We start from the raw sequence: 23,428 nt of genomic DNA, 5'->3' as shown, positions 1-23,428 counted from the left end.
GCCGCTGCTGCGCGGTGCGGGCCGTGTACCTTACAGGCAGGCTATCCCAGCCGGGCGGCCCTGTCCCGGGCCGTCGGGCCCCGTCTTCAGCCCGCCGGGTCCATGCCCGGCGGCCTCCGGGAACAACGTCAGCGGTTGACCGCCAGCTGCGCCAGCAGCTCCGGTCCGCGCGCGTCCATCCACTTCCCGCCGAGCCGCACCCCGGCCGCGAACAAGGCCAGGCCCAGCGCGGGCCCGAGGAAAAGGTTGATCCAGCCGGGCACCGCACTGCCGGTGATCAGCTGCGCCGCCGTCAGCCCGGCCTCGGGTGCCACCAGCAGCAGCAGCACCCCCATGCCCCCGAACTGCACCGCCATGGTCTGCGCCATGTTGCCCGGCGGTTTCTTGAACGGGCTGTCGCCGGGCAGCGGGACGGTGACCGTGTAGCGGGCCGAGACCACCGAGGACAGCCCCAGCCCGGTGAACAGCACCCCTAGGGACAGCCCCAGCATGCCCGGCAGCGCGCCCCAGTCGCCGGTGAAGAAGAACGGGCCGATGCTGAACGCCAGCACCACCGGGAGGCCGAAGACCAGGCACGCCAGGCGGCGGCCGAGCCGGTCCTGGGCGCCGCGCACGCCGCTGGCCAGGTGCAGCGCGAAGGCGGTGCTGTCGTAGGAGACGTCAGAGGAGATGACCCAGGCCAGCAGGAAGGCAGTCAGCGGCCCGACGGACGGGAGCATGCCGTAGGACCCGGTCTGGCTGGCCTGGAAGAGCAGGATCACCGGCATCAGCGGGAGGACGACGAGCGTCCCGGCGTAGCGGGGGTCACGCAGCCAGTAGCTCAGGCACCGGGCAGCGATGGCCCCGGTCGGCGTCGCCGGGAAAACCCCGAACAGGCCCAGGCCGCCGGTCCGCCTCTTCGACGCGCCCGCGTGGGATGGTGTGACGAGTGCCCGCTGCAGCAGGACACTCCAGCACAGCGTCAGGGCGGCGAGGGTACCGACGGCAATGAGGAACTTCAGCGCCGCGGCACCGTAGTGTCCCATGGCGAGCTCGCCGCCGAGCGAGAACGCCGCGCCGGCCGGTGTCCAGGCCAGCGTCCTGGCAAGTTCCCTCAGGAAACCGCCCGAGCCGGCGATCCCCTGGGCGACGCCGGCCACGATCGGCCCCGTCAGCATCAGGGGAATCAGGAGGCCCACGGCGCTGATGTCCTTGAAGCGCCGGGAACTGGCCAGCCCGGCGGTGGCGGTGGTGACGACCTTGGACAGGACAACGCAGCTCAGCACGCCGAGGACCGCGCCCGCCAGGGCTCCGGCGGCGGCGGGGAAGCTCCGGGACCAGGTGCCAACCGTGGCCAGCGCCACGAGCGAAGTCGCAATCCCCGGGATGCCGATGAGGCCGCCCAGCGCGAGCCCGGCGAGCAGTTGCGGCAGGGGAACGGCGAAGGTGGTGAACCGCGCCGGGTCCAGGGTCATGTCCGCGGCCGAGACGGCCACCGGAACCACTGCCCAGCCCACGAGCGCGGCAGCGCCTCCCAGCACCACCACCGTCTGCGCGAGGGCTATGTCCGCTTCGCGCAGGAACAGAAGTGCGGCCATGCAGAGCCCCGCAACGCCCAGCGCATAGAGTGATCCGATCACCAGTCCTGCGAGCTGCCAGGGGCTGCGCCGGACGCTGTTGCGCAGCAGGGTGAGTTTGAGCCTCAGAAGGTGCGCAACCATTCCAGCCCTTCCGCGTGGCTGCGGCCGCCGACCAGCTGGACGAAGCGCTCCTCCAGGGATTCACCCGCCCGCACTTCCTCCACGCTGCCTGCGGCGAGCAGCCGCCCGGCGGCCACGACGGCAACGTGGTCGCACATGCGCTGGACCAGGTCCATGACGTGGCTGGAGACGATGACGGTGCCGCCGGAGGCCACGTAGCGGTCCAGGATCTCGCGGATGTTCGCCGCGGAGACCGGATCGACGGATTCGAACGGTTCGTCGAGCACGAGCAGCCGCGGCGCGTGGATCAGCGCCGAGGCGAGGGCGATCTTCTTGGCCATGCCGGCGGAGTAGTCCACGACGAGGGTGCCGGCGTCCTGGCTGAGGTCCAGCGCCGCGAGCAGTTCGGCGACCCGCGACGCGACGACATCCCTGTCCATACCGCGCAGCAGGCCCGCATAGCTCACGAGCTGTTCACCGCTGAGCCGGTCAAAGAGCCGGACGCCGTCGGGCAGGATCCCCATCAGCTTCTTGGCCTCGAGCGGGTGCTGCCAGACGTCGACGCCGTGCACGAGGGCCGTGCCGAACTCGGGGCGCAGCAGTCCCGTCGCCATCGACAGGGTGGTCGTCTTGCCCGCCCCGTTGGGGCCGACGATCCCGTAGAAGGACCCGGCCGGGACGTCCAGGCTCAATCCGTCGACGGCGATTTTCGCACCGAAGCGCTTGGCAAGCCCGCGCAGGGACAAGGCCGGGATCGGCGGCGCCGGCATGGTCTCCGGCAGGGGCGGATCCGGTTGCTGGAAAGTCATGTCGTTAGACTAACTCCCGCGCGGCGGGAAATGGAGGGCCTAGAACGAGTGACGCGGGATGGCCCGTTCGTACGGCGGCGGCCAGGCCAGTTCGTGGCCCAGTTCAAAGGCGGCCCGCAGCCACCAGTGCGGATCGCGCAGCGCGGCCCGGGCGATGAAGACGCCGTCCGCCTGGCCGGTCGCCACGGCATGTTCGGCCTGGCCCGCCGAGGTCAGCAGGCCGACGGTGCCGGTCCGGACGCCGGTTTCGCGGCGGATCCGTGCGGCAAACCCGGTCTGGTAGCCGGGGCCCACCGGGATCCGCTGGTGCGCCACGGCACCGCCGCTGGAAACGTCCAGCAGGTCCACCCCATGGTCCGAGGCGGCGCGCGCCAGCCGGACCGAGGCCTCGGTGTCGATCCCGCCCTCGGCCCAGTCCGTCGCGGAGATCCGCAGCAGCAGCGGCATGGAGTCGGGGATGACGTTCCGGACGGCGTCCACGACGGCCAGTGTCAGCCGGTTCCGGCCGGTTTCGTCCCCGCCCCAGTTGTCCGTCCGGTCGTTCACGAGGGGGCTCTGGAACTGGTGCAGCAGGTAGCCGTGGGCGCCGTGGATTTCGATGGTGTCGAATCCGGCATCCACGGCGCGGACCGCGGCGGCAGCGAAATCGGCGATCACGCCGTCGATCTCCTGCACCGTCATGGCGGAGGGGGCGGCGTAGCCGTCAAACGCGCCGGTACCGGGGCCCACGGTGTCCCAGCCGCCGTCGGACGCCGGCACCGAGCCCTGCTTGCCGGAGAACGGCCAGTAGGAGGATGCCTTCCGGCCCGCGTGGGACAGCTGGGTGCCGATCTTGGTGCCGGCGGTGCCGTGGCGGTGCACGAAGGACGTGATCCGTTCCCAGCCGGCCGCCTGCTCCTCGTTGTAGAGGCCCGCGTCCAGCGGGCTGATCCGGCCCACGGGGTTGACGGCGGCAGCTTCCGTGAGGATGAGGGCCGCTCCCCCCGTGGCGAAGGAGCCCAGATGCATGAGGTGCCAGTCGTTGGGGACCCCTTCCCCGGTTTCCGGGCCGCAGCTGTACTGACACATGGGCGACACCCAGCCGCGGTGCTGCAGCCGCAGGGACCGCAGCTCCAGGGGCGTGAAGAGTGCCGGCCCCATCAAAAAAGCACCCGGGCGAGGTTCTGGCGCGCCTTGGCCACGCGTGCATCGCCGGTACCCACGACGTCGAAGAGCTCCAGCAGCCGGACCCGGGCAGTTTCCCGCTCCGGGCCGAAGTTCCTGCCGATGAATGCGACAATCCGGCCCAGGGCGTCCTCGACGTGGCCGCCCGCGACGTCGAGGTCGGCGACACCGAGCTGGACGTCGAGGTTGTCCGGCTCGCCGGCTGCCTGCTGGCGGAGGGCCTCGGTGTCCGCGGCGGAAAGCGGCTGCAGGCGTCCCATCAGCTCCACCTGGGCCAGCCCGGCCTTGGCATCGGCATCGGCCGGCATCTCGAGCAGGGCCCGGCGGTAGGCCGCAGCAGCCGCGGCGTAATCGCCGGCCTCGATGGCGTCGAACGCGGCCTGGTGCAAGGGCGGAAGCTGCGGCGCGGCAACTTCGGCCCCATCCGGACTGCCGGGTCCGCCGGCGCCGATCCGGCCCGTCACCCCGTTCGCTGCGGCCACCTTGAGCAGTTCATCGAGCAGGCTGCGGACCTGCTGTTCCTCGGCGCCGCCCTGGAAGAGGGGCACCGGCTGGCCCTTCACGAGGGCGACGGCGGTCGGCACAGCCTGCACCTGGAACGCCTGCGCCAGCTGCGGGAAGGCTTCAACGTCGGCGGCGCCGAGGACGAGCCGGCCGTCGTAGCTCTCCACGATCTGCTCGAGGGCATCCACGAGTCCGCCGGAACCCGGCGAATAGGCCGCCCAGAGGGCGATCACCACGGGCACCTTGGCCGAGAGCTCCACGAGCTCCTGGAAGTTCGCCTCCGTGACGTCCACGCGCAGGGGGCGGCCGGGGTGTGCCTCGGCTCCCGGCGCGGCAGCTCCCGCGGCGGGGGCACCCACAGCAGGGGCTGCGGGTCCGGCAGCCGGCGGGGCCGGACGCTGTTTCAGGGACGACAGGTCGACGGCGCCGCGCAGGTTAAGCGGGTTGGCGGCAGCTGGCGGGACCGGGCGGGAGGCTGGCGAAGTCATAGCTCCACTCTAGCCACTCCGGCCCCCGCCGGTGCTACCTCGAAACGCCCAGGCCGCTGCTTGAACGCGCTTACTTGAAACTGGCCCCGACGAGGCCGCGGGTGGCCGCCACCAGCTTCATCGGGTCCTTGGACCCGGTCGGCGGGATGTAGACGGCCATGGACTCGGCGAAGTTCAGCACCATCCCGGTGCCCGTCTCCTTGCCGCCGGCCAGGGCCGCGGCGTCGTCACCGATGGTCAGTTTGTCGCCGGCGGCCTTGGGTGTGCCGTCGAACTCGAAGTTCAGGCGTCCCAGGACCAGCGCCCCGCCGTCGGCCGTGCGGAACACGACGGTGTTCTCCGGAACCACCTTGTGGGTGAAGGAGAAGGTGCCGTTCACGCCGGTGCTCACCGCATCGGCCTGGTATGCGAGCGTATCGGCAATGTATGGGGAGGACTGGCCCTCCACGAGTTTGTCCTTGAACGCGGAGTCGGCAGAGGTCAGGCGGTCACCGAGCCCGGCCAAGGCTTCCTCGCCGCTGTATAGCAGACCGGATTTGTCCGACGGCGCCAGCGACTCCGTGCCGCCGCGTGCGATGCCCGGGAAGGTCGTGCCCGGCTGCAGCGGCGTGGTGCCCACCAGCTTGTAGTTCTCCCGGGGGGATGTCTGGGTCAGGGTGAGCAGCTGCGGAACCACGTTCCCCTCGCCCTGCGTCACGGCCAGGACCGAACGCGGCCAGGCGCGCTTGGTGGTGACGACGGTGGTCAGGAGTTTGGTGGCGCGCACCGGCATCCGGGCTCCGTAGGACCCGACCTGGGAACGGATCTTGTAGTTCTGCGTCCGTACATCCAGCTCGGTCTGCGCCACGCGCGGCTGGAGCTTGGCGGCGTCCTTTGCCGCGTCGCCAGCATCCACGGCACCGGCAACCTGCTCGAGGATGCGGCGGAACTGGGCGTCCAGCAGCACCGGAGCATCCGGCGCCTTGTCCGCGGCGGCGGTCGAAGACGACGTCGGGGACCCCGACGGGGAGGCCGACGGGGAGGCCGACGGGGAGGCCGTGGACGAGGTGCTCGGCGAGGGCGACGGGGTCTGGCTGGCCTGGGCCGCAACGCCGCCGCCGACGACGGCGGTGGCCGTCAGTACTCCTACCACACCGACCATGCCGGAACGCCACCGGCGAACCGCGGTCCGCCCGGCCGTGTTCCGTTCCGCCGCGGTCGTGTCGGTCGGCTTGGCCGTTGTCGGCGCCGGGGCGGTGCCGGCGGAATTTTTCGCGCCGGTGCCGGCGGCCGCCGTAGGACGGGCGCGCCGGACGAACATGCTGCCGATCGGACCGCCGGCGCCGTTCCCGGTGCCGGAGACGCGCTTGAGGACCAGCAGTGCGGCGCCGGCCAGGATCAGCAGTCCGCCGACCACCATGAACGGAATCGCCCACGGTGTGGAGGTGTCATTGGGGAAGGTCATGGTGATCGACGCCGGGGCCGGCTTGGTGCCGTCCGTCGCGAGCATCAGCGACCAGTCGCCATCGGCGGGCGCCGTCCATGAATAGTTCATCTCGCCGCTGGCATTTTCGGTGCTCACCCACAGATCCGACCCGGCGGGCGAGGGGGCGGTGGCCTCGCCATCCGTGTGCGTCAACTGCAGCGCCTTGCCGTCGTCCGAGATTCCGGAGACCGTGTTGTGGGCGGTCTTGCCAACCCACGCCTCGACGTCGTCCGGCCGGCCGGCAGCCAGCAGGAAACTGCCCTCGCCCTTGACATTGATCTTCACCGTGCCGCCGTGCAGCGTGCGCAGCTTCTGGTCCACAACGGTCAGCGGCGCGGCCTGGCCGCCAGCCGGCGCGGTGGCCGTGAAGTACTCGGCCGGAGCCCAGAATGTCTTCTGGCCGATTCCGGCCAGCAGTGTCAGGAGGCCGAGCAGCACTAGTGCAACTGCAGTCTTGAAACGCAAAATATTACCCATCATCAGCGGACACTTAGCCTTAAGAGTAACCGTTTTGTTACCGGGGAGTCAGATCGGTGCCGCCGCCGGCCACCTCCGCAGGGGCCGCGGACGGCGTCGGAACCGCACGCTGATAAGCCTGCTGATAAGGTTTGCGGTGATCATCACACCCGGCCCGCGCCCGCGGAGCCAGGGAGGGTACGCAGAGGACAAAGGGCTTTCAACGCAGTGACTGAACACACGGATCCGTCCACCCCAGGACAGGAAGCACGCCTGGAATCCGGTGACAAGGAGCACGGTCCGCGGAAGCAGGTTTCCAGCCAGCGGGCCGCCATCGCGGGAGCCCTGATTGCCATGGGCCGGCGCCTGCGCCAGCCCATCCCGGGAGCGCAGCCACGGCTGCGCTTCGAAATGCCGCCGGAGTATGCGGAAACCGCCGGCACCGCGGACAACGAATCCGAGGCCCGCTTCGGCGATCCCGGGCCACGTATGTCCGCCCAGCACCCGCTCTACGTCGGCTTCATGGGAACGGTCGGCGTCGGCGTGGCGCTGTTGGTCTACTGGATCGGTTCCAACACCACCCAGCTGCTCCTCTGGATCGTGACGGCGCTCTTCATCGCCCTGGGCCTGGACCCGGTGGTGCGGTGGCTGGAAAGCAAGAAGTTCCCCCGCGCCGCCGGGATCGTGGCGGCCGTCTCCGCCCTGACGCTGGCCGTGGCCGGGTTTTTTGCCACCCTGATCCCCACGATCGTGCAGCAGGTCACCCAGATTGTGCAGCAGGCGCCGCACTGGATCCAGGAGTTCATTGACTCGGACTTCTTCCGCACCATCGACAGCCAGTTCGGCGTGCGGGACCGGATCACCCAGGAGCTCGGAAAGTTCGTCAACAACCCGGACGCGATGGGCGGCATCTTCGGCGGGGTCCTCGGATTCGGCTCCACCGTGGCCAACGGGCTTTTCGGCGCGCTGATCGTGCTGGTGCTGAGCCTGTACTTCCTGGCCGCCCTCCCGGCTATGAAGAAATGGGCCTACCGGCTTGCCCCGCGTTCCCGCCGGGCCCGGGTGGAGGCCCTGTCCGAGGAAATCACCGGTTCGGTCGGCAACTACGTCATCGGCCAGGCCGTCGTCGCGCTGCTGAACGCGACGTTCGCCTTCATCGTCATGTTCATTGTCGGCGTCCCGTTTGCCGTGCTGCTGGCCTTCGTCGTCGCCCTGCTCGCCTTCATTCCGCTCGTCGGCGGCATGATTGCCGGGGTGATCGTGACCCTGATCGGTCTGACCGCGGGCTGGCAGACGGCCCTCGTGTACGCCATCTGCTACTTCGCCTACCTGCAGTTCGAGGCCTACTTCATCTCACCGCGCGTCATGCAGAAGGCCGTCGCGGTGCCCGGTGCGGTGGCCGTCATCTCGGTCATCGCCGGCGGCAGCGTGCTCGGCGTGCTCGGCGCACTGATTGCCATCCCCACCGCGGCGGCGATGATGCTGCTGATCAAGGAAATCTTCATCGTGCGCCAGGACAAGCACTGATCCGGTAACCGCCCGGGTCTTCCCGGCTCAGGCGTGCGCGGTGGCGACCGGCCCGTCCCATTCCGATGGCAGGGAGGCCCCGCCGGCGGGCCCCGGGATGACCTCAGCCACGATCTCGTTGAGCACGCGGGAGGCGTACTTCTCCCCCACCCAGAGGTGCTTCGCGCCGTCGACCCCCACCACGACGGCCTGGGGCACCGCGGCGAAACGCTCCGCGGCGGCAGCCGGCTGCAGGTAGTCGTCATGCTCCGGGACCAGGACCTTCAGCGGCTTGCCGGCGTCCGCCCATTCCTTCAGGTGCACGTCCGTGGCCCGGTGCAGCGGCGGCGAAAGCAGGATGGCGCCCTCCACCTCGGAGGCCACCGGCTCGGACGCCCCGTACATCAGCGCCAGTTCGGTGCCGAAGGACCAGCCCACCAGCCAGCGGTTGGGCAGGCCCCGCTCGACGGCGAACCGGACGGCGGCCTCGACGTCGAGGCGTTCACCCACTCCCCCTTCAAAGACCCCGCCGCTGGTTCCCCTGGGCGAGGCGGTGCCCCGGGTGTTGAAGCGGAGCACGGCAATTCCGGCCAGGGCCGGCAGGCGGTAGGAGGCCTTCCGGAAGACATGGGAATCCATGAAGCCGCCGTGCGTCGGCAGCGGGTGGAGCGTGATGATGGTCGCCTTGATGCCGCCGGTTTCCGGGACCGCGAGCTCGCCCACCAGCACGTGGCCGTCCTCGGTGCGGAGCTCCACGTTCTCGCGGCGGGCCGGCAGCACCGTGGAGGCGCGGATCGCCGTCGGTCCGGCCGGCTGGCTGAAGACGAACGGCGCGGGATCAGAAGCCACGGAGTGAAAAGTCATGCTGTCCAGCTTAGCGATAGCGGTAGCTGCGCGAGGTCCAGCAGTTGGAATGCCAGTGCCGGCGCTCCGCGAGGCCCGCGGCAGCGCCGAAGAGGTGGTCCTCCGACCAGACCACCAGGTGGGCTACCCCGGGCAGCACCGCCGTCGAGCAGCCTGGACAGACATAGGTTTTCTCCGCCCGGCCGGCCGTGATGGAGCGGACCATCCATTCACCGTCCGGCGCGCTCTCCCGGCGGGCAACACCCGTCCGCGCCCGCTCAAGATCCAGCTCCGGCACCGGGCCGGACCGCGCCCCGGGTTTCGCTGCCTTGCCGGCGGCTGTTCTTCCGGAGACGGCTCGGCGGGGTCGGTTGGAACGGGGCATGCCTCCATTCTGCCTCAGCCCGGATGCCCGCCGTCACTCCAGACGGTACTGTTGACCGGGTGCGTTTAGTCATAGCCCGTTGCTCCGTTGATTATGTCGGCCGGCTCAAAGCCCATCTCCCGCTGGCCACCCGGCTCCTGCTGGTCAAGGCCGACGGCTCCGTCCTGGTCCATTCCGACGGCGGATCCTACAAGCCGTTGAACTGGATGAGCCCGCCGGCCTCGCTGCGCGTCTCCACCCCGGACGAGGTCGACGTTGAACTCGGCGTGACCGAGCGGTGGACCGTCCAGTCCGCCAAGACCGATGACCGGCTGATCATCAACATCCATGAACAGCTGCATGACACCTCCCATGAGCTCGGCGTGGACCCGGGCCTGATCAAGGATGGGGTCGAGGCGGATCTGCAACGGCTTCTGGCCGAGCAGATCGAGCTCCTCGGCAGCGGGTTTTCGCTGATCCGGCGCGAATACTTCACCGCGATCGGCCCCGTGGACATCCTGGCCAGGGACGCCGACGGCGCCACCGTCGCCGTCGAGCTCAAACGGCGTGGCGACATCGACGGCGTCGAACAGCTCACCCGGTACCTGGAACTGCTGAACCGTGACCCGCTGCTCGCCCCGGTCCGCGGGATCTTCGCCGCGCAACAGATCAAGCCGCAGGCCAAGGTCCTGGCGAACGACCGCGGCATTGACTGCGTCACACTCGACTATGACGCCATGCGCGGCGTCGATGACAGCGAGTCCAGGCTCTTCTGAACGGGCCTCCGTCGGGGCGGTCACGGATGCGGTAACGGCGTCCGCTGCCGTTTCCTGCACGTCCGGGGTGCCGGCCGCGTTCATCCGTTTTTTGCCCAAAATTTATGGAATTGTGCGCCGGTACCGTTGACCAGACGCGGCTGTCATGGAATTCTTATACGAGTCTTTGTGTAGGTGTTCTTTCATGCTCGCAAGACATGTTGCGAGCGTGAAGCGCCTGCCGCTGAAGTCCGGTTGATCCGGTCCGAAGGCCACGGTTCTTCTCGCAGAGTGACCAAGTCCGGCACGAAGTGTGCCGGACTTAAACAAGTTCCACTATGAGGAGAAATACATGGCACAGGGAACCGTCAAGTGGTTCAACGCTGAAAAGGGCTTCGGCTTCATCACCCCGGATGACGCGGATGGCGATGTCTTCGTTCACTATTCCGAGATCCAGACCGGTGGCTTCAAGACCCTCGACGAGAACCAGCGTGTTCAGTTCGAGATCGGCCAGGGCGCCAAGGGCCCCCAGGCAACCGGAGTAACGCTGGTCTAGTCTCCCGTTTGGGGAGCCGCCTGCGACGGTCTCCGCGAAATGATCCCCGGTATCAGTGCCGGGGATCATTTTTTTGGCTTCGCCGGGCAGGCCGGGCCCCGTTGTGGGCGTGCTCCCAGTGGTCTTCGTCCTCAGCTCGTCGGGGTCAAGCGGCCTGGACCTCCTCGCGTCGGGAGGACATGCCCATTCGTCGCGCCCTGGACCGGGCATAACCGGACCATGTCCATCCACCGACCCCGGCGCGGGGCATCTCAGGCTGCATCGTGGGCCGGCACGAATGCGTCACGGCCCGGCACCGTTTCCAGCCGGCCTCCTGCCGGGCCTGAACGACCCGGGACGGGCAATCAGCGCACGAGTGTCCTGAGCAGGCGTGCGCTTTGCCGCACCGAAAGCCCTGGGAGGTATGCCTGGCTCAGGGCCCGGCCCATGGCGGGCAGCTGCAGCGGATCCTGGTAGTACAGGTACAGGGTGCGGTACTCGGGCTTGAACCGCGACTTAAAGGTGGCCAGTGAGCGGAAGCCATACACGGGTTCCAGCGCCCGGCCCACGACGTCGAGGATTCCGGCCAGCCCCTCCGGTTCTGCCCCGGACTCCCGTCCTTCCGGCGCGGCGCCGTCCGCCCCGCCCGGAGCGTCCGCGCCTGCTTCCTTTACTGTCCCTGCGGCTGCTGAGGGCGGCGACGCCTTTGCCAGCGGCGAGCCGGACAGGGAGATGATTTCCACCGAGCCCTTCAGCTCCTGCACCGCGGAAGCGATCAGGAACTCCATCACCCCGGGGAAGGCATCGCTGCGCCGGCGCATGAAGTCCAGGGTCCAGCAGACGAGCCTGCCGTCCTCATATACCGGAAGCCAGCTGGTGACGCCCTGCACGAGTCCCCCGGCGTCCACGGCCAGGCAGCAGAGCACCTCGTCGTCGTCGAGTTCGTCGATTCCGCCGAGCGTGAAGCCCATTTCGGGGACAGGCTTCTGGGCTGCCCATTCTTCGGACACCTCGCTCAGCTGGGTGCGCAGGGACGGCGAAAAGCCGCTGTAGCGCCCCCAGACGGCATGCACGCCCGTCTTGGCCGCGCGGTTCAGGGCGGTCCGGACGTTTTGCCATTCCTTGCCCTTGAACTCGATCTCGCGCACGGCGAGCCTGGTTTCCTGGGCGACCGCCACGCGCCGGAAGCCACGTGCCCGGAGCATCGGCCACAGTTCATCGGTGCAGGAGTAGAAGCACGGGATGAGTGCATGCCGGGCACAGTCGGTGATGAATCCCGCCGCGGTTTCCTCATGGAGGGCCGCCGGGCCCAACGGGCCGGACAGGGTCAACGCGACGTTGCCGTGCTGCTGGTAGGCCACTCCCCCGCGGCGGTCCGGTGTGAACCAGTACTTGTTCGGCTCCCAGAGCGCCATCCAGGACAGCGAGTCCCCGCCCTGGCGGACCAGCCCGCGGGCCACGTCCCGGTCGCCGGAGCCGGCGTCCGTCCGGTGCAGCCGGCCGAGGAGGACGAGCCACACCGCGGCCAGGGCCACCACCCAGAAGACAATCCCGGAGTAGGCGAACAGGAAGGCCTCGACGGCGTCGCGGTTCTGGAAGATCCGCGCGTAGGCGCCGGGGATCGGAAGCGGCAGGTACTGGCGGGCCAGTTCGGCCGCGAGGCCCAGCGTGCCGCCGTCGCGGTCCATTCCCCCGGCGGCCAGCCACGCTGCGGTATAACTCCCCGCCAGCACCAGCCAGGTGCCGCCGACCACCATGCCCAGGATCCGCCGTGCCCGCGGGGCCGTCTCGACGCGGAACTGCCGCCGGTTCGCCAGGAGCAGCACCACCAGGAGCAGCGGGACGGCCACGAGCGGCAGGATGTGGACGAAACCGGAACCCATCACGGCCGTGTGCGCCCTGCTGGGGTAGTGCGGAATGCGGGCGAAGAGCGCGAGGTACACGGCTGCCAGGACGGTCACGGCGAACTGGACGATGATCGCGATCCGCAGGGCCAGCCGGCGGCCATGCCGCATGCCGTCGGCGCAGATGAGCAGCAGCACGACGGGGACCACGGCGAGCGCGAGTCCCAGCGGGCCCGCGAAACCCGACCGGCCGGCCTCGAGGCAGGTGACATCGACGGTGCCGCCGCAGTTCTGCTCGAGCTGACTCAGCGTCGGGAGCGGATTCAGGACGACGTCACGCAGCAGGGCGAGCGGACCGGTAGGGGCCCGGACCGCGGCTGTCAGGATGGGGCCGACGGCGAAGATGGCGACCGTCAGCGCCAGCAGGTTCCGGGTTTCACGGCCGGTGGAGCGGTGCCGGTGCAGTGTGCCCTTGTCACCCTGGATCCACCAGCCCGCCGCCAGCCCGGCCACCGCACCGGCGAGGCCCACGACGGTCTCCGCGTGCCCGACATAGAGCACCAGCAGCAGCGCCGCGGACAACACCGCGGTCCGCAGCCGCCGTTGCCAGAGCATCGGCAGGAGCCCGCTGGCAGCCAGCGTGACGGCCATGATCGCGGCGTAGGGGCCGATCAGGGTCGCATCGACCATCAGTCCGAGCCAGCCGTCCCCGGCATAGCGGGCCAGCTGGGTCAGCAGCAGGAACAGTGTCACGGCCCCAAACTGACCGGCAAAGTAGAACACCGCCGTGCGCACCGTGCCCAACTGCCGCTCGGCGAGGCCCAGCAGCGTGAGCATCATCAGCGCCGCCGCAAGGTAGGCCAGCGGGTTGGTCGCGAAGAACAGCGAGGTGAACAGGGACCACCAGTGGCCCGCCTTCAGGCCCGGAGCACTGACTGAAGCCACGTCCAGCAGCGACTCCGGCGGCCCGTCCAGGAAACTGCCGGTGGCTGCACCCGTTGCCACGAACACTGCCAGGACGGCCAGCGTGAACGGCACGGCACGGAAGTGCTGCAGCGTCCGGCGCACACCCTGCCGCCCTATGGCCAGGAGCGACGCCCTGTACTTCCCGGGTTGACCGCCGGACCCGGTCTTCGGACTCATGGCTGGATGCCCCAGCGCCCGGCGAGGAAGTCCAGGCCACCGGGCAGGCCCTTGGACGCCGTCTCCCAGGAGTGCCCGGCATTGGGAATCCGGCGGGTTTCCACCGCAAACCCGGAGTTCCGCGCCGCCGCCGACAGCAGGTCCATGTAGCCGATGAACTCGGGGTCCCGCTCGCCGGCGCCGAAGTAGATGGCGCTGCCCGCGAAGCTGTGCTCCTTCATGAGCTGCAGCGGCGTCTGCCGTTCGAAGGCCGCGGTGTCCCCTCCGAAGGATGCCTGGATGGTCTTGTCGCGTTCCTTGGCGAGGGCAGGTTCCTTCTCGCTGGAGAAGGCCAGCGCGGCGTTGTATACCTCCGGGTGCCGGGTCACCATCTGCACGGCGCAGGTGGCGCCGTAGGAGAAGCCCCCCACGGCCCACTGCCGGGGATCCGGGTCGACGTCGAGGGTCCTGTTGATCCATGCCGGCACGTCACGGGCAAGGAAGGTGTCCGCCTGAGCTATCCGGCTGTCCATGCACAGGGTGTTGCCGGTGGCCGAGCCGTTCGGGTCGACCACCACCACCACCGGCGCAACGCCGTTGTGTGCCGAGGCGAAGCGGTCCAGGCGGCCCCGGAGTGCGCCCCCGGAGAGCCAGTCGGCAGGGCCGCCCGGCTGGCCGGAGAACAGCACCAGGACGGGCAGGGCCGGGCGCGGGGAGCTCTGGTAGGCGGGCGGAAGGTAGAGGTACGCCTCGCGGCTGTGGAACCCGGAACTGGTGCCGGGGATCTCGGCCCTGCGTACGGCACCTTCCGGAAGTTCTCCCGGTGCGTTCCATCCGGCGAGGCCGACGGCGGTCGGGGCTCCGGCGGGCCGCTCCAGGCCGGCTTCGAGCGGCTGGATCCGCGCCACGGCTGTGCCGGTCAGGTCGCTGACGGTCTGGTTCAGCCCGAAATAGACGTTGATCTGGACCGCGGAGAGCGCGACAACGCCCAGCAGGGCGCCGGTGGCGGCGGCGGTCGAGCGCAGGCGGTGCACGACGGGCCGGGGAGCGTGCGGGATGCTCGCAAGGAAGGGTTTCCGTCCCCAGATACCGTGCAGGCGCAGAAGCCACAGCAGCAGGCCCGAGACGGCCGGAACAGACCAGACGAGGGTCTCCCAGGGAAGTTCTTCGGGGAAGACGGAGAGCACGTAGATCAGCAGCAGGTGAATCCCCGCCACGAGGGCGGCCGAGAGCATCAGTGCAGCAGCGAGCACGACGGCGGACGCACTGACGGAGTGGCGCCGCCCGCTCCGCCAGAGCAGATAGGCCATGCCTGCTGCGCCGGCAAACCAGGCAATCCACAGCACCGGCCCGTCAACCAGCCTGATGTCCTCGATGAAATCCACCGGGGCTAACGCCAGGTGCCGACGCCGATGACCGGTCCGGCCTCAAGCCAGGAGGACAGCCCGGTGTAGGCGTCGAACCTCATGGCGAGCAGGACTTCCTGCCCTTCGTACCGGAGTTCCACGATCACGGAGTCAGGCTGCACCTTAAGCAGCTCGGACTCGGTGGGCTTGCGGCGGCCCAGCAGTTCCAGGGAGCTGCGCCGGAAGGTGTGCTTCGGACGCAGGCTCACGGAGGCCAGGCGGAACCACTCCAGGGCATTGTCCTGATAACGACAAACCCCCATCTGCCAGCTGTTTCCAGCCGTGCAAATGGAGGCGTCCACCGTGCCCAGGGCGCGCCGCAGGTTGAAGCGGCGCACCCCCGAAAGGCACAGTGTAATGACCAGCAACGCAAAGAGCGTCGCCAGGACGATGAACGGCAAACCGGTATCGTTCATCAAGGTCGTGCTAGCGGATCCCAGCAGTAGCCGCGTCACCCATTTGGGCGTTGTCAGCAACAATGACAACGCGGTTGTTGTCGACGGAGAAGAACCCGCCGTCGACAACTACTGCGATGCGGTCACCGGACACCGGCTCGATGGCCAGTTCACCTTCGGCCAGAATCGCCAGCAGGGGCGAGTGGCCGGGCAGGATTCCGATTTCACCATCGCTGGTGCGGGCCTTGACCATCTTGGCCGCTCCGGACCACACAAAGTGGTCCGCTGCGACAATCTCAACCTCAAGCTCAGCCATATTACTTGGTCTGTTCCTGGATCTTGGCCCACTGGCGCTCGACGTCATCCAGGCCGCCGACGTTGAAGAACGCCTGCTCTGCGATGTGGTCGAGCTCGCCGTCGCAGATCGCCGTGAAGCCCTCGACCGTGTCCTTGATGGAAACGGTGGAGCCTTCAACGCCGGTGAACTGCTTGGCGGTGTAGGTGTTCTGCGAGAGGAACTGCTGGATGCGGCGTGCACGCGACACGACGATCTTGTCTTCTTCAGAGAGTTCGTCAACGCCGAGGATGGCGATGATGTCCTGAAGTTCCTTGTTCTTCTGGAGGATCTGCTTCACCCGGACGGCCGTGTTGTAGTGGTCGTTGCCGATGTACTGCGGATCCAGGATGCGCGAGGTCGACGTCAGCGGGTCAACGGCCGGGTACAGGCCACGGGAAGCGATTTCACGGGAAAGTTCCGTGGTCGCGTCGAGGTGTGCGAAGGTCGTGGCCGGAGCCGGGTCGGTGTAGTCATCTGCGGGGACGTAGATGGCCTGCATCGAGGTGATGGAGTGGCCCTTGGTGGACGTGATGCGCTCCTGGAGGAGGCCCATCTCGTCTGCCAGGTTGGGCTGGTAGCCCACGGCCGACGGCATGCGGCCGAGGAGGGTGGAAACCTCGGAGCCTGCCTGGGTGAAGCGGAAGATGTTGTCGATGAAGAGCAGCACGTCCTGGTTCTGGACATCGCGGAAGTACTCCGCCATGGTCAGTGCGGACAGCGCCACGCGCAGGCGCGTTCCCGGCGGCTCATCCATCTGGCCGAAAACAAGGGCCGTGTCCTTGAGGACGCCTGCCTCTTCCATTTCAACCCAGAGGTCATTGCCTTCGCGGGTACGCTCGCCGACACCGGCGAACACCGAGGTGCCACCGAAGTTGCGGGCAACACGGGTGATCATTTCCTGGATCAGCACGGTCTTGCCGACGCCGGCACCGCCGAACAGGCCGATCTTGCCACCCTTGATGTACGGGGTGAGAAGGTCGATGACCTTGATGCCGGTTTCCATCATCTCGGTGGAACCCTCGAGGGTCGCAAAGGCGGGAGCCTTGCGGTGGATCGGCCAGCGTTCCGTGATCTGCAGTTCGGACTCGGGCACGTCCAGCGGCTGTCCGAGGACGTTGAAGATGTGTCCCTTGACGACGTCACCGACCGGTACGGAGATGGGGGCTCCCGTGTCGACGACGGCGCTGCCGCGGACGAGTCCATCGGTTGCCTGCAGGGAGATGGCGCGAATGACGTTGTCGCCGAGGTGCAGGGCAACTTCAAACGTGATGGTCTTGGTCTCACCGTTGAGAGTAATCTCGGTGGTGAGTGCGTGGTAAATCGAGGGGATTGCGTCAGCCGGGAATTCGACGTCGACAACCGGGCCAATAACACGTGCAATACGGCCGGTAGCACCGGTCGTCGCGGCTACGTGTTCGGTAGCAGTGGCAGTCATCTCTCTCACTTCACTCAGTAGATGGCGTGGGGGTTAAGTTTATTCTTTGGTGCAGGTACAGCTGGATCCGGACCCGGACCGGCTAGGACGCGTTCAAGGCGTCAGCGCCGGCAACGATTTCGGAAAGCTCCTGCGTAATCTCAGCCTGGCGGGCAGTGTTGCGCAGACGCGTGAATTTCTTGATGAGGTCCGTGGCGTTGTCGCCGGCGGACTTCATCGCGCGCTGGCGTGCAGCGAGCTCCGAAGCGGCTGCCTGCAACATTGCGGCGAAGATACGGGACTCGATGTAGCGCGGCAGCAGAGCATCAAGAACCTGCTCCGTTTCCGGCTCGAATTCGTAGAGCGGCAGGAGATCCGATTCGGACGCGGCCTGCTCTTCGACAACCTCAAGCGGGAGGAGACGGACAACCGTCGGCTCCTGGACAACCATCGACTTGAAGCGGGTGTAGACGACATGGATCTCGTCGACGCCGCCCTCTTCATAGGCCGTCGCGAAGTCTGCCAGCAATGCCTCGCTGATTTCCTGCGCGGTGGCAAACTCCGGTGCGTCCGTGCCGCCGGTCCAGACACGCCCGTAAGGGCGGTTCCGGAAGTCGAAGTATGCCTGGGCCTTGCGGCCGACCAGGTACATCTTGACTTCCTTGCCTTCCTCAAGCAGCAGCTCGTTGAGACCTTCCGCTTGCTTGAGCACACTCGCCGAGTAGGAACCTGCGAGGCCACGGTCCGAGGTGATTACCAGGACGGCGGCACGGCGGATCTGCTCCGGTTCGGTGACCAGCGGGTGGTCGATTTCGCTCTGGCTTGCAACAGCAGAAACGGCGCGCGTGATCGCGTTTGCGTAAGGCAGTGAAGCTGCTACGCGTGCTCGGGCCTTGCCGATGCGCGAGGTAGCGATCAGTTCCATCGCCTTGAAGATCTTGCGCATCGAGGTCGTCGAGCTGATCTTCTGGCGGTAGACCCGGATCTGGGCTCCCATACTTATCCTTTCCTAAGATCCCGGGGGCCGGGACTGCCGGAACCTGGTGGGGTCCCGGCAGTCCCTGCCAGCGGAACTAGCGCTTCTGCTTGACGATTTTTTCCTGGTCGACCTGATCCTCGCCGATGGGGGCGTGCTCCTCGTGCCCCGCACCGACCAGGTAGCTGTCTCCCTCGCCGAAGAAGCCCTTCTTGAAGGCCACGATCGAGGTCTTCAGTGCTTCTGCGGTGTCGTCGTCCATGACGTTGGTCTGGGCCAGCGTCGTCAGAATGGAGGACTTGTGCTTGAGGTGCTCCAGGAACTCGGTTTCGAAGCGGTTGATGTCCTCAACCGGAACGTCGTCGAGGTGGCCGTTGGTGCCTGCCCAGATGGAGACGACCTGGTTCTCGACCGGGAACGGCGAGTACTGGCCCTGCTTGAGCAGTTCCATCAGGCGGGCACCACGGGTCAGCTGCTGGCGCGAAGCGGCGTCGAGGTCCGACGCGAACATTGCGAAGGCCTGCATGTCGCGGTACTGGGCCAGTTCCAGCTTCAAGGTACCGGAGACCTTCTTCATGGACTTGACCTGGGCGGCGCCACCAACGCGGGAGACGGAGACACCCACGTCAACGGCGGGACGCTGGTTGGCGTTGAAGAGGTCCGACTGCAGGAAGATCTGGCCATCGGTGATCGAGATCACGTTGGTCGGGATGTAGGCGGATACGTCGTTTGCCTTGGTCTCGATGAGCGGCAGGCCGGTCATCGAACCTGCACCGAGCTCGTCGGAGAGCTTGGCACAACGCTCCAGCAGGCGGGAGTGCAAGTAGAAAACGTCGCCCGGGTAGGCTTCGCGTCCCGGCGGACGGCGGAGCAGCAGCGACACTGCACGGTAGGCCTCGGCCTGCTTGGACAGGTCATCGAAGACGATGAGGACGTGCTTGCCGCCGTACATCCAGTGCTGGCCGATGGCCGAGCCGGCGTACGGTGCCAGGTACTTGAAGCCTGCGGGGTCAGACGCAGGGGAAGCCACGATGGTCGTGTACTCCAGTGCGCCGTTGTCCTCGAGGGTCTGGCGGACGGCAGCGATCGTGGATGCCTTCTGGCCGATGGCCACATAGATGCAGCGAACCTGCTTTTTGACATCGCCTGAGGCCCAGTTGGCCTTCTGGTTGATGATCGTGTCGATGGCGATTGCCGACTTGCCGGTCTGGCGGTCACCGATGATCAGCTGACGCTGGCCGCGGCCGATCGGGATCATGGCGTCGATGGCCTTGAGACCGGTCTGCATCGGTTCGTGAACCGACTTGCGCTGGGTCACGCCGGGCGCCTGGAGTTCCAGGGCCCGGGTGGTCTCGGCCTTGATCTCGCCGAGGTCGTCAATGGGCTCGCCCAGCGGGTCGACAACACGGCCGAGGAAGGCGTCGCCAACCGGCACGGACAGAACCTGTCCGGTGCGGTGGACTTCCTGGCCTTCTTCGATTCCGGTGAAGTCACCGAGGACGATGACACCGATTTCGCGGACGTCGAGGTTCTGGGCCAGGCCCAGCGTGCCGTCTTCGAAGCGAAGCAGCTCGTTCGCCATGACCGAGGGAAGGCCCTCAACACGGGCGATGCCGTCACCTGCGGTTGTTACACGGCCGACCTCTACGCGCTCCGCGTTTCCGGGTTCGTAGGACGCCGCGAACTCGTTCAACGCAATACGGACGTCGTCGGCGTTGATGGTCAATTCGGCCATCTGCAGTCCCTGCTCTCCTGTTTTCGTGATCATCGTTGCTCACGATGACCGGGGTTTCTTGTCGTTGGGTTGTGCTTGTCCGGCTGGCTAAGCGAGCTGACGGTGAAGATCGCCCAACCGGGCCAGGACGGAAGCGTCAACCACTTCGTCACCAACCTGGATGCGGATGCCACCGACCAGTGCCGGGTCAACAATCATGTTGATCTTGAGCTCGCGCCCGTAAAGGGTGTTCAGCCCTGCCTGCAGACGGCTGGTCTGCGTCTCCGTCAGTGGACGGGTGACGCCGACCGTTGCGATCCAGCGCTGCTGGCGCTTGGCTGCAAGCTCGGCGAACCGGTCGACGAGCTTGGTCACCTTCAGGCCGCGGGGCTGCGATACTGCCTGTCCGATAAGGACTTTCGCTTCCTCGCTTGCCTGCGGAACGAGCTTTTCGGCAAGGGCAATCTTGGCAGCCCCGCTCGCCTGCGGCTCGGACAGGGCACGCTGTACCTCGTGGCTGGAGTCGACGGCCTGGTTGAAGGAGAACAGATCGTTCTCCAGCGCTTCCAGCCCGGTGATTCCTGAGGCAGAGACTGCCGACTTGTTCTCAGCAACGGCGATGACCACCGAAGCGGCAAGCGTCTCGAGTGCATCGCCGATATCCCGGGCCGCTGCCCAGCGTGAACCGGCCAGTCCGCTCGCGATTTCCACAGCATCAGCGGAGACTTTTCCGCCGAAGAGCTGCCTGACCAGCGCGGACTTGTCGTCATTGCTGCGCGACGGGTCAGTCAGGGCGCGGCGCAAGCCGGCCGAGCTGTCCACAGTTGCCAGGATTCCGAAGAGTTCTTTAGCCAACTGCAGCGAAGCGTTGGGAAGCTTGGCTTCCAGCGCCACCAGCGCCGCGGTCAGCGATCCGCTCGATACACCTGCCATTACTTAGCTGCACCTGCGTTCTGGTTCTCCAGATCTGCCAGGAAACGGTCCACCACACGGGCTGAACGGGCGTCATCGCTGAGCGCCTCGCCAACGATGCGGCCGGCCAGGGTGGTGGCAAGCGTGCCAACCTCTGCGCGCAGGGACACAACGGCCGCCTGACGCTCGGACTGGATCGCCGCGTGTGCCTGGGCCGTGATGCGGGCAGACTCGGCGGCTGCCTTCTCCTTCAGGTCCGCAAGGATCTGGGCGCCTTCGGCACGGGCTTCCTCGCGGATGCGGTTGGCCTCGGCGCGGGCGTCGGTCAACTGCTGCTTGTACTCTTCGAGAGCTGCGGAAGCCTCTGCCTGGGCCTTTTCAGCCTTGGCAATGCCACCTTCAATGGCCTCGGCACGCTCTGCAAACGTCTTCTCGAACATCGGGACAACAAACTTGACCACGATGAAGAAGAGGACAGCAAAGCCGACGAGGACGACGCCCATTTCCCAGACGTTGGGAACGAGCGGGTTGGCCGCTTCGGCGCCAGCGGCTGAAATGATCGTTTGATGCATGATTCACCCGTCCTTATCTACTTGGTTCTGGATGTTCGCTAAGTTCTGAAGGTTTACTTGAGAACAAACGCGAAGACCAGGCCGAGGATGGCGAGGGCTTCAGTCAGCGCAAGGCCGAGGAATGCGATCGGCTGCAGGACGCGCTGCGCTTCCGGCTGGCGTGCCACACCGTTGATGTAGGCAGCGAATACGAGACCAACACCGATACCACCGCCGATGGCGGAGAGGCCGTAGCCGATGAGGTTGAGGGAGCCGTTGATGGAGCCTTCCATTTTTTTCCTTTCAAGATGCCACCCATGTGGCAGGTTGTTTGGTTTGCTTCATCCCCGCGAGGGGAAGATTTGTGGGTGCCTAGTGGCTGTCCGCGTGCAGAGCGCCTTCGATGTAGATGGCAGTCAGCAAGGTGAAGACGTAGGCCTGCAGCGCCATGATCAGCGCTTCGAGCATGTACATGGCTACGGAGCCTGCAAGCACGAGTACGGAGGCGCCCTTCAGGAGCACGTTTTCCTGCATGACGAGGAATTCGATTCCGGATCCCGCGATCATGACGATGAGGTGGCCGGCCAGCATCGTGGCAAACAGACGGAGGCTGTGCGTCACGGGACGGACCAGGAAGTTGGAGATGATCTCGATCGGAATGACGATCGGCAGGATGTAGATCGGGACGCCGCTCGGCACGGTGGCCAGCTTGAAGTAGCGGAGACCGTTCTTCTTGATGCCGATCGCGATCCAGGTGACATACACGATCGCTGCGAGGACATAGGCGCCGCCGACGTGGGAGAAGCTCGGGAGCTGGATCACGGGGATGGCGCCGTAGATGTTGTTCACCAGGATGAAGAAGAAGAGGCTGAACAGCAGCGGGACGTACTTCATGAAGTCTTTGCCGCCGATGATGTCCTTGGCAATGCCGTTACGGACGAAGCCGTAGGCGGCCTCGCCTGCAAACTGCAGCTTGCCGGGAACCAGCTGCTGCTTCCGCGCAGCCAGCAGAAAGAATGTAGCGATTATAATGACCGACAGGATTACCAGCAGCATCTGCTTGGAGAATCCGTCGGCTGCACCCCACGGCAGGATTGCCGGCAGGTGCAATTGTTCAATTCCAGGAGGAGTGAAATCTCCTGAATCTTGGGCCGGGAGCGCAAGCGCGATCAACGCGTTTCCTCTCTGCAGTGTCCATCATTGGGCGTTGGTCGGAGAACGGCGACATTTCTGCCGACCTTTCCCCCTGTGAAATTGTTTGGCATTACTGTTCCTCGTCCTCGGACGGGCCACGTGCAGCATTGCCCTCGCCAGTTGGTGTTCTGGAACTGGTGAGGCCGTGCATATGAGAAAGATAGAACCCTCCCGCAGCTCCAAGCAGAGCGCCTGCGAGCACAATCCAGCGGGTTCCCCACAGATTATCCAGACCCCACCCTATCAAACTCCAGACGATGATTCCGCCAACAATGTAGCTGAAGACGGCGATCCCGGCGTTGTATCCGCCGTCGTTCCCGTCCTCGGATACACCGGGCGCACCGCCGGTGGTTTTGGGGGTCCTGGGAGTGGTTTTGCGTCCGGCTTTGCGGCTAGACATCGGTGCCGCCTTCCCTGGTTTCGGGGTCGTTGTAGATCTGGAGACGGGCCCGGCTGAAGCCATAGATCTCGGCGGCCTGCCAGAACACCACGGTCACGACGGCACCGAGCAGGAACCAGCGGGCGTGCAGCCAGTCCGGGGCCCCGAGAATAAAAAGAACAACGGCAAAACCGACAACTTTGACGAAATACATAGCAACAAACAGCCCGATTGCTCCGGAGGGGTTGTTCCGGCCGACCAGATGGCCGACCAACAAACTGATGGCGAAAAAGACCATCACCAGGGCTCCCCCGAAAATGCAGGACAGGATGCCGGCCGCCCCGTTGAAGAGGAGTGCGGCCACGCCGGCGAGCAGCAATGCGCCCCCGGCGGCCGCCGAACTCATGCCGAGCAACCTCAGCCACAAAGACTTTGTGGGGCCCGAAACACCAACGGGTCCGGTGCCGGACGAAGGTCCGGGATCGGCGTTGGAGGTCATGGGATCCCAATCGTCGGGGGTGGGGCTGCTTGGAATGGCGCGGCGATCGGCCGCCCCTGAATTCTACAATAGATAGAAATTATTCGGAAAAGGGCGTCATCAGCGCCGCCCCGGTGG

Annotated in this window: 23 protein-coding genes; 3 read left to right on the top strand and 20 right to left on the bottom strand. The window is 66.7% G+C overall.

The window, feature by feature from the left end; genetic code table 11:
- Window positions 1–128 precede the first annotated feature (128 nt).
- The 5 genes from E5206_RS08960 to E5206_RS08940 all read right to left on the bottom strand — a co-directional run bounded on the left by E5206_RS08960 (window position 129) and on the right by E5206_RS08940 (window position 6,589).
- A complete protein-coding gene (locus E5206_RS08960; protein WP_136322180.1) occupies window positions 129–1,700 on the bottom strand; it encodes a transporter in 1,572 nt (523 codons plus the stop codon).
- Complete coding sequence (locus E5206_RS08955) at window positions 1,682–2,488, bottom strand: ABC transporter ATP-binding protein (protein ID WP_240690065.1); 807 nt, start codon at window positions 2,486–2,488, stop codon at window positions 1,682–1,684. The genes E5206_RS08960 and E5206_RS08955 overlap by 19 nt, the downstream gene beginning before the upstream one ends.
- 39 nt (window positions 2,489–2,527) lie before the next feature.
- Window positions 2,528–3,628 (bottom strand): NADH:flavin oxidoreductase/NADH oxidase, encoded by a 1,101-nt coding sequence (locus E5206_RS08950; RefSeq protein WP_136322179.1) that lies wholly within the window; start codon window positions 3,626–3,628, stop codon window positions 2,528–2,530.
- On the bottom strand, window positions 3,628–4,644 hold the full coding sequence (locus E5206_RS08945; RefSeq protein WP_136322178.1) for a tetratricopeptide repeat protein: 1,017 nt from the start codon (window positions 4,642–4,644) through the stop codon (window positions 3,628–3,630). Before E5206_RS08945 ends, E5206_RS08950 begins: the two co-directional genes overlap by 1 nt.
- A gap of 70 nt (window positions 4,645–4,714) precedes the next feature.
- Window positions 4,715–6,589 (bottom strand): hypothetical protein, encoded by a 1,875-nt coding sequence (locus E5206_RS08940; RefSeq protein WP_136322177.1) that lies wholly within the window; start codon window positions 6,587–6,589, stop codon window positions 4,715–4,717.
- 330 nt (window positions 6,590–6,919) lie between these two features.
- Between E5206_RS08940 and E5206_RS08935 the strand changes: the two genes are divergently transcribed.
- Entirely contained in the window at window positions 6,920–8,092 is a 1,173-nt protein-coding gene (locus tag E5206_RS08935) for an AI-2E family transporter (protein ID WP_136324047.1), read from the top strand.
- A gap of 27 nt (window positions 8,093–8,119) precedes the next feature.
- Here the strand turns inward: E5206_RS08935 and E5206_RS08930 are convergent, their stop codons facing one another.
- Together E5206_RS08930 and E5206_RS08925 are read right to left on the bottom strand one after the other, a co-directional pair.
- Complete coding sequence (locus tag E5206_RS08930; RefSeq protein WP_136322176.1) at window positions 8,120–8,935, bottom strand: alpha/beta fold hydrolase; 816 nt, start codon at window positions 8,933–8,935, stop codon at window positions 8,120–8,122.
- A 10-nt stretch (window positions 8,936–8,945) separates the two neighbouring features.
- On the bottom strand, window positions 8,946–9,299 hold the full coding sequence (locus tag E5206_RS08925) for an ATP/GTP-binding protein (RefSeq protein ID WP_136322175.1): 354 nt from the start codon (window positions 9,297–9,299) through the stop codon (window positions 8,946–8,948).
- A 59-nt stretch (window positions 9,300–9,358) separates the two neighbouring features.
- Between E5206_RS08925 and nucS the strand changes: the two genes are divergently transcribed.
- Both nucS and E5206_RS08915 read left to right on the top strand, forming a co-directional pair.
- Window positions 9,359–10,054 (top strand): endonuclease NucS, encoded by a 696-nt coding sequence (gene nucS / locus E5206_RS08920; protein WP_136322174.1) that lies wholly within the window; start codon window positions 9,359–9,361, stop codon window positions 10,052–10,054.
- A gap of 331 nt (window positions 10,055–10,385) precedes the next feature.
- Entirely contained in the window at window positions 10,386–10,589 is a 204-nt protein-coding gene (locus E5206_RS08915; protein ID WP_050687909.1) for a cold-shock protein, read from the top strand.
- 344 nt (window positions 10,590–10,933) lie between these two features.
- Here the strand turns inward: E5206_RS08915 and E5206_RS08910 are convergent, their stop codons facing one another.
- The 13 genes from E5206_RS08910 to E5206_RS08850 form a co-directional block, all read right to left on the bottom strand.
- The gene (locus E5206_RS08910; protein ID WP_136322173.1) at window positions 10,934–13,555 is read right to left on the bottom strand and encodes a rhomboid family intramembrane serine protease; all 2,622 of its coding nucleotides are present in this window, start codon (window positions 13,553–13,555) and stop codon (window positions 10,934–10,936) included.
- Window positions 13,552–14,919, bottom strand: coding sequence for an alpha/beta hydrolase-fold protein (locus E5206_RS08905; RefSeq protein ID WP_136322172.1), 1,368 nt, complete (start codon window positions 14,917–14,919; stop codon window positions 13,552–13,554). Before E5206_RS08905 ends, E5206_RS08910 begins: the two co-directional genes overlap by 4 nt.
- A 5-nt stretch (window positions 14,920–14,924) precedes the next feature.
- On the bottom strand, window positions 14,925–15,356 hold the full coding sequence (locus E5206_RS08900; protein ID WP_136322171.1) for a DUF2550 domain-containing protein: 432 nt from the start codon (window positions 15,354–15,356) through the stop codon (window positions 14,925–14,927).
- Between the two features lie 10 nt (window positions 15,357–15,366).
- The gene (locus tag E5206_RS08895) at window positions 15,367–15,651 is read right to left on the bottom strand and encodes a F0F1 ATP synthase subunit epsilon (RefSeq protein ID WP_104172348.1); all 285 of its coding nucleotides are present in this window, start codon (window positions 15,649–15,651) and stop codon (window positions 15,367–15,369) included.
- A gap of 1 nt (window position 15,652) precedes the next feature.
- The gene (gene atpD, locus E5206_RS08890; RefSeq protein WP_136322170.1) at window positions 15,653–17,107 is read right to left on the bottom strand and encodes a F0F1 ATP synthase subunit beta; all 1,455 of its coding nucleotides are present in this window, start codon (window positions 17,105–17,107) and stop codon (window positions 15,653–15,655) included.
- A gap of 82 nt (window positions 17,108–17,189) precedes the next feature.
- Window positions 17,190–18,083 (bottom strand): F0F1 ATP synthase subunit gamma, encoded by an 894-nt coding sequence (locus tag E5206_RS08885; protein ID WP_136322169.1) that lies wholly within the window; start codon window positions 18,081–18,083, stop codon window positions 17,190–17,192.
- Between the two features lie 76 nt (window positions 18,084–18,159).
- Complete coding sequence (atpA, locus tag E5206_RS08880; RefSeq protein WP_136324046.1) at window positions 18,160–19,797, bottom strand: F0F1 ATP synthase subunit alpha; 1,638 nt, start codon at window positions 19,795–19,797, stop codon at window positions 18,160–18,162.
- A gap of 87 nt (window positions 19,798–19,884) precedes the next feature.
- A complete protein-coding gene (locus tag E5206_RS08875; protein WP_136322168.1) occupies window positions 19,885–20,709 on the bottom strand; it encodes a F0F1 ATP synthase subunit delta in 825 nt (274 codons plus the stop codon).
- The gene (locus E5206_RS08870; protein ID WP_136322167.1) at window positions 20,709–21,260 is read right to left on the bottom strand and encodes a F0F1 ATP synthase subunit B; all 552 of its coding nucleotides are present in this window, start codon (window positions 21,258–21,260) and stop codon (window positions 20,709–20,711) included. The genes E5206_RS08875 and E5206_RS08870 overlap by 1 nt, the downstream gene beginning before the upstream one ends.
- Window positions 21,261–21,313: 53 nt before the next feature.
- Entirely contained in the window at window positions 21,314–21,532 is a 219-nt protein-coding gene (gene atpE, locus E5206_RS08865) for an ATP synthase F0 subunit C (RefSeq protein WP_003804776.1), read from the bottom strand.
- A 79-nt stretch (window positions 21,533–21,611) separates the two neighbouring features.
- The gene (atpB, locus tag E5206_RS08860) at window positions 21,612–22,412 is read right to left on the bottom strand and encodes a F0F1 ATP synthase subunit A (RefSeq protein WP_136322166.1); all 801 of its coding nucleotides are present in this window, start codon (window positions 22,410–22,412) and stop codon (window positions 21,612–21,614) included.
- Between the two features lie 91 nt (window positions 22,413–22,503).
- The gene (locus E5206_RS08855) at window positions 22,504–22,833 is read right to left on the bottom strand and encodes a hypothetical protein (RefSeq protein WP_136322165.1); all 330 of its coding nucleotides are present in this window, start codon (window positions 22,831–22,833) and stop codon (window positions 22,504–22,506) included.
- Window positions 22,826–23,311, bottom strand: coding sequence for a hypothetical protein (locus E5206_RS08850; protein ID WP_136322164.1), 486 nt, complete (start codon window positions 23,309–23,311; stop codon window positions 22,826–22,828). Before E5206_RS08850 ends, E5206_RS08855 begins: the two co-directional genes overlap by 8 nt.
- Window positions 23,312–23,428: the final 117 nt, after the last annotated feature.

The sequence above is a fragment of the Arthrobacter sp. PAMC25564 genome (assembly GCF_004798705.1).
GTDB lineage: Bacteria > Actinomycetota > Actinomycetes > Actinomycetales > Micrococcaceae > Arthrobacter.
This window is presented reverse-complemented; position numbering and strand designations above follow the sequence as displayed.